General features: G+C 44.9%; 6 protein-coding genes and 2 pseudogenes. All 8 read right to left on the minus strand.

All coding sequences use genetic code 11. The annotated features are described in order from the left end of the window. A partial coding sequence (locus tag AC1DUA_RS27700; RefSeq protein WP_477502829.1) for a Dyp-type peroxidase domain-containing protein occupies positions 1–538 on the minus strand: 538 nt, incomplete at its 3' end. A gap of 28 nt (positions 539–566) precedes the next feature. After that, positions 567–1,727 (minus strand): imelysin family protein, encoded by a 1,161-nt coding sequence (locus AC1DUA_RS27705; protein ID WP_477502830.1) that lies wholly within the window; start codon positions 1,725–1,727, stop codon positions 567–569. Positions 1,728–1,756: 29 nt separating this feature from the next. Further along, positions 1,757–3,238: an FTR1 family iron permease gene (locus AC1DUA_RS27710; RefSeq protein WP_477502831.1), complete on the minus strand. Its 1,482-nt coding sequence runs from the start codon at positions 3,236–3,238 to the stop codon at positions 1,757–1,759. Positions 3,239–3,409: 171 nt separating this feature from the next. After that, a pseudogene (locus AC1DUA_RS27715) lies at positions 3,410–3,880 on the minus strand (AAA family ATPase); the annotation flags it as partial. Continuing rightward, positions 3,772–4,092 carry a hypothetical protein gene (locus tag AC1DUA_RS27720; protein WP_477502832.1) on the minus strand — a complete coding sequence of 107 codons (321 nt, stop codon included), beginning with the start codon at positions 4,090–4,092 and terminating at the stop codon, positions 3,772–3,774. The gene AC1DUA_RS27720 and the pseudogene AC1DUA_RS27715, both read right to left, overlap by 109 nt. 137 nt (positions 4,093–4,229) lie before the next feature. Beyond that, the gene (locus AC1DUA_RS27725; RefSeq protein ID WP_477502833.1) at positions 4,230–4,541 is read right to left on the minus strand and encodes an antibiotic biosynthesis monooxygenase family protein; all 312 of its coding nucleotides are present in this window, start codon (positions 4,539–4,541) and stop codon (positions 4,230–4,232) included. Positions 4,542–4,567: 26 nt separating this feature from the next. Then, positions 4,568–5,137, minus strand: coding sequence for a histidine phosphatase family protein (locus AC1DUA_RS27730; protein ID WP_477502834.1), 570 nt, complete (start codon positions 5,135–5,137; stop codon positions 4,568–4,570). Between the two features lie 27 nt (positions 5,138–5,164). After that, positions 5,165–5,552, minus strand: a pseudogene (locus AC1DUA_RS27735) (lipoyl protein ligase domain-containing protein); the annotation flags it as partial.

Genomic DNA, 5,552 nt, shown 5'->3' on the forward strand with positions numbered 1-5,552 from the left:
AGATATCGCCATGGGTTAATTGATCCTGCAAGGAATCCTTATGAAAGATCGGCATCTCTGTTAGACCAGAAGGCTTGCGTGAACGAAGTCCGAATCGATCAACACCTTCCTTTTCAAAAAGAGAGGCACCTACAGCGAAAGTAATCGTCAATTTCCCAGTGTCTAAGCCAAACTGCTCACCWGTATCCGTTGGTGGAAATTTGCCGTCTTGAGGCTCGACTGCCAGCGGTTTACCTGCCATAAGTGTTGCCGCCATTTCCGTCCAATGCTGCATGAGCTCCTTAAGCTCTTGCACATTCTCAGTCGTAATATCGAAAGCCGCCACGTTGGCAAAGTTCTGAGCAGGCGTCACGACACCCGTTTGATGAGTGCCATAGAAAGAGATCGTTTCGCCCTCAGCATTGGCTTTGTTTGCATTCGCCTCTGCTGCGTTCGGAACCGCTCCTTGTGCTTTCCCCAGCAAATCACCGAGCACGATTCCCGCTGCTCCAGCCGCAGTCATCCCCAAAAAAGCTCTGCGGTTCATTTTATCTGCCATTGCCGCTTCTCCTCTCCTATCTGTTCGTTTATTTACTTAACGTTCCAGGCATTTTCACAAGAGGTTCTGCCAGAGCTTCCAATTTATTTTTCAAATCGACTTGTTTGGCTTGTTCAAGTTTTCCAAAATCGTTCCATGTTGGTCCAACCGGGGAAAGTGTGTTCATTGTTTCAATAACTGCAGCTAAGCTTTTCGAAATTTTGTCATCCAAAGCGGCATCTTTCTTCTTCAATTCACCTTTGACAAGATCATAAATAGCTTGGGCACCTTCTACGTTCGCTCGGATAACTGGAACTGTAGCCCCGCTCCAACGCTCTTCTTCACCTGTGATTTTGCTGGATTGCGCTTCTTCCATCAGTTCCCCGACACCTGCGATAAAGTCTGAAGGTTCAATCGTTGTAGATGCGATTGCCTGTTGCATTTTCTTGCCGTCTTCTAGAAGGCGGGCAGAGAATGGCTCAGCATCTTTCACATTCTTTTTCACAAAAAGCAAGTACTCAATCCGGTGATACCCTGTAAATGCTGGGTCTTTTTCGTTCTTGAAATCATCTACTCGAGCATCCATCACACCGTCTAATTCGCTGAACGTCTCGATGATCGGCTCAATTCTTTCGTATGGCATACGAGATAATACATAAGCTTCCTGCGCTTTTTTCATATCGCCGCTTTTCACTGCTGCATCCAGCTGCTCTAATAAAGTAACAAGTTGCTTCCCTTGATCCTGCACATATTTGTTATAAGCTTTCGCTGCTTCTTGAAGCTCTTTGGAAGCCTCAATAACATCTTTATTCACTGCGCCCTTATTATCCGTAAAAGAGGTCGATAACTCTGTCATAGCTGCTTTTGCGTTCGTGTTTAGTGCCGTTAACGTCGGATAATCCAACTTGTCTTGTTTCAAACCAGCTTCCAAAGGAATTAGAAATTTCTCCACTTTAAAATAGAGTTCAGGGAATTTCGGTTTCACTTCATCCTCGAAGCTAGCCCACTGATCTTCCAATTGCGTTGATAGCTTCTTCGCATCTTTAATTTTGTTTGCATCTAATTGACCTTTAAGTTGATCAATGCTTGTGAGCAGTGCTGCCGAGCCTTCCTTAAAAGGAACTTTCTTAACTTCTACTGTTTCTGTTTTTCCGCAACCTGCGAGTACTAGCGTTGTTGCTGCCGCTAAAATAATAAGTTTCTTTTTCATGAATTAGTGCTCCTTTTCGATTAAAAAAATTATTTATAAACTGCACGATTTTTGTTTTGAATTAATTTAAGACGTTCCCAAATGACGGCGAACAATGCTGCTATCAAAAGTATAAATTGAGGAATCGCACTCTCAAGTGTCGGATACAACGCAACGAAATCCCAACTAGGCAGCCAAGAGGCCGTCGTTGCAGGGAGATAACCTGCTAACTGCAGACCGTGGACACCCATACCTGCAAATTTGAAACATAGATAAAATACGAAAATGCTTGAAACCAGGAAGAATGGGCGCATCGGAATACGCAAGCCAACCTTCAAAATTAGGAAAGACACGATAATCAGAATTACAACACCAATCACGATGCCACCGACCAAAGAGCTCAATGAAATCGAGGACGCCATCCCGATCATGAAGAGAACGGTCTCTGTACCTTCACGGAACACAGCCAGGAAAGCCAGTAAACTTAGTGAAACTAAACTCCCTGTCGCTAGCGCTTTGACGCTTTGATCTCTTATGTATTTTTGCCAGTTCGAAATGCTTGATTTACTGTGCAACCAATAACTCATATATAGCAACATGACCGCTGCGAAAATGCCGGTACATCCAGCAATCAAAAAGTTGTTATTGCCAAAAGCACTCGCTGAGAACAGCTGCTGAACAACGATGCCCAGCGCGACACTAACAAGCAGTCCGCTTAACACCCCGTACCAAATCCATTGTTTCTTATTACTATGACCCGATTTATTTAGAAATCCGAGCAGGGCGATTACAACTAGTAAAGCCTCCAACCCTTCTCGCAGTAAAATCGTCGTTGCATCCAGCATCGTGTATCTGGTTTTGGCAGCTAACGGATTCAGATCTGTATGCATCCGTGCGATCGTTGCTGAAGCTTCACTGACTTGAGCAGGCGACGCAGATAGCTGTGCATAGGCTGTTACCATGTCTCTTTCCATGGATGTGTAAACAGTGGAAGACTGTGTAAGGACAATCCCCTCAATCTGCAGCCAAGAATCTCGAAGCGTTTGGATACTTGCCGAAGCGCCTTCCACATCATTCTCTTTCAACTGTCCGGAAGCTTTGTCCAAAAGCGCGACCAAATCAGCTACAGATACTTGGCCATCACCCTTAGAAGCTTGACCAAAAGCATTCAAATTCCCTTCGATGAAGTTCTTATTAAGTGTGTGAAGCTCTTTCAGTCCCGCGAGAAGCTTCTGCTCATCAATGGGCTGCTTTACGGTTTGAAAAGAGACCTCACCCATCGCCTGCTCAATCTTCTGATAAGCCGCAAGCGAGCGCTCCTTCACACCACCTTCATAAGACAACCAGTTCATTTGAAACGTATCGAACAGTTTGGAAGCCTCTTCCACTTTCCCGCTTTCCACAGCTTGGATAGCATGAACGATGCTCTCATCTTCCTTAGCAAGGTCATCTTCTGCTTTCGCGAAAACGGAGAATGGGACTGCTAAAAATAAGACCAATGCAATCCAACTAGCAATAAACATTTTAGGCATGATAGCAAAAGTCCTCCTTGGATAATTAACCACCAAGCTAATTAATAGTGATAATCATTATCAAGTTCTAATTACTCTGTCTATTTTACTCCGTTCTTCGAACCTGTCAATTCATTTATGCAAGAAAAAAAGCCATTTAACCTAAAAAAAGTTAAATAGCTTCTTTAATGTTCATTTAAATTTCATATCTTCTGGTCGTATTGACATTAATTCCGATTTGGAAGGAGCATTCACATATTGACTGAGCAATCTCACCGCCTGATGTCTCATCGCTTTCTCAAGAATATTGCGTACATACCTTGCATTGCTAAAAGCCCGCCAAGTTACTGCCTTCTCCTCCATCAAATGCTGTTTTAGCTTCATTAACGTTTGTGGCATAAGCACATATTCACGATCTTTGGCCATAAGTTCTGTAATCTGTATTAATTGTTCAATTGGATAATCTTCAAAATCAATTTGAATCGGGAACCTGGAGGGCAGCCCGGGATTCGTTGCTAGGAATTGCTCCATTTCGTCACTATAACCGGCTAGTATTAGAATGAAGTCATTTTTCTTATCTTCCATGCCTTTGACCAGCGCATCGATCGATTCCTTCCCGAAGTCTTTATCTCCTCCACGCGCAAGGCTGTAAGCTTCATCGATTTGACATTATCAAGTCCTATCAATTGATTCAACTCTTTAAAAATATCCGATAACGGACCTTCAAGCGGCGTCCTTTTCCCGGTATGCTGCGGTTCTGCATCGGCCTGCGGCGAAGCATGAATCTGGTCGCCGGCGCCATCAACCGCTCGCCGATGCTCTGGCTGCCGCAAGACGATGTTGATCTGTCTGGATGGCAAGCTCCGACCACTCATGAGGATCACCTCGTTTACAAGTTGGTTTCGATGGATGGTATCTATCCATCCTACGCGCTTTCCTTGCTTTTTAGACCGATCTCTGGCGCTCACGCCAATAGAAAAAGCCTCCGAGCTAAGCCGGAAGCTTTATTGCTTTATTTTACGACTGTGCCATAGGCTTGCGTTAGGGTGTAATGCTCTACAACTGGAAAAGGATCATAGAAGTGATGCAGCAGTTTACGCCACTCTTGATACTCAGGCGAGCCTCGGAAGCCTACGGTGTGGTCCTCAAGGGTTTCCCACTGCACAAGAAGCAGGTATTTGTTGCCGTCTTCGATACATGACTGAAGCTCATGTGACACATACCCTTTCATCGATGAAATAAGAGATGATGCTTCGCGGAATGCTGCTTCGAATTCCGCATTTTTTCCTGCAATCACAGGTAAAATAGCTACTTCAAGGATCATTGCCAATCCCTCCTAATGAATGAATGTTAATATCCGAAGGCTTCGTCTTCAAAATGAGAAGTGTCTGCGTGAAGACGGATGTGCGGCTCATTGTTCACGATTTCAACTAAACTTAGACAGGTTGGATGAAAATATGGCGGATTCCAGAGTTCACCAAGACCTCTTTGCTCAAAATAAGCCATGATAACTTTCAGCGTAACTGTGTGTGAAACAAGTGCGACGGTTTGTCCCTCATGCGCAGCAAGCAATTGTTCAAGTGCCGGCGCAACCCGGGCCTGTAAATCCGAATAAGATTCGCCTCGCGTTGGGCGATACGCCTCAGGATTTCGCCAGAAGGCATGGAAATTATCCGGGTCTAATTGCTCAATCTCATCTGAGATGCGCCCCTCCCAGTCGCCTAAATTCATTTCCCGCCATTCATCTGAAGGTTGGATTGCCAGATCACGATCCCTTTTGATAATATGTGCGGTTTGTAGCGTACGTCCACTAGTGCTTGCATACATAGCTTCAAATGGAACATCCTTCAAAGCGTAGGACAACCATAAAGCTTGCTGCTCGCCTAATGCAGACAGTGGTGAGTCCATATGTCCCTGCATCCGTCGTTCCACGTTCCATAACGTCGCTAAACGTACATCTAATTTCCCAACACCTTCAAAGCGCTTGGAGTTTTGCACGGTACTCTTCGGTGATTTGCCATAGTTCCAGTCCCAATTTCCGTAACGTTCTTCGGATATGCCGCGAATTTGGCGCCAATCCTCTTCCGAAAGCTTGTACGTCGGCACTTGCGACGCTTCCATCCCAAATATAGAGGCCAGCAGTTTCAGACGAAATCCCTCAATTGTTATAGGGGCATCCAGAAACTCTACGATGTTAGCGACTCTGCTGCGAATCGATTTAATCCCCTTGGATTGGATTTTGTCCAGGCTAACTTTGAGCGCAGACACGACATTTTCAATCTCAGAGTTGAATAAAAGCGTGCCATGGCTGAACATTCGGCCTTTGGTTGCAAAC

It is taken from the genome of Paenibacillus sp. 01T422 (assembly GCF_056398785.1).

Coding starts and splice junctions, on each gene's coding strand:
- AC1DUA_RS27705 (WP_477502830.1), bottom strand. CDS start 1,727: ATGAAAAAGAAACTTATTATTTTAGCGGCAGCAACAACGCTAGTACTC.
- AC1DUA_RS27730 (WP_477502834.1), bottom strand. CDS start 5,137: ATGCAGGGACATATGGACTCACCACTGTCTGCATTAGGCGAGCAGCAA.
- AC1DUA_RS27720 (WP_477502832.1), bottom strand. CDS start 4,092: ATGAGTGGTCGGAGCTTGCCATCCAGACAGATCAACATCGTCTTGCGG.
- AC1DUA_RS27710 (WP_477502831.1), bottom strand. CDS start 3,238: ATGCCTAAAATGTTTATTGCTAGTTGGATTGCATTGGTCTTATTTTTA.
- AC1DUA_RS27725 (WP_477502833.1), bottom strand. CDS start 4,541: ATGATCCTTGAAGTAGCTATTTTACCTGTGATTGCAGGAAAAAATGCG.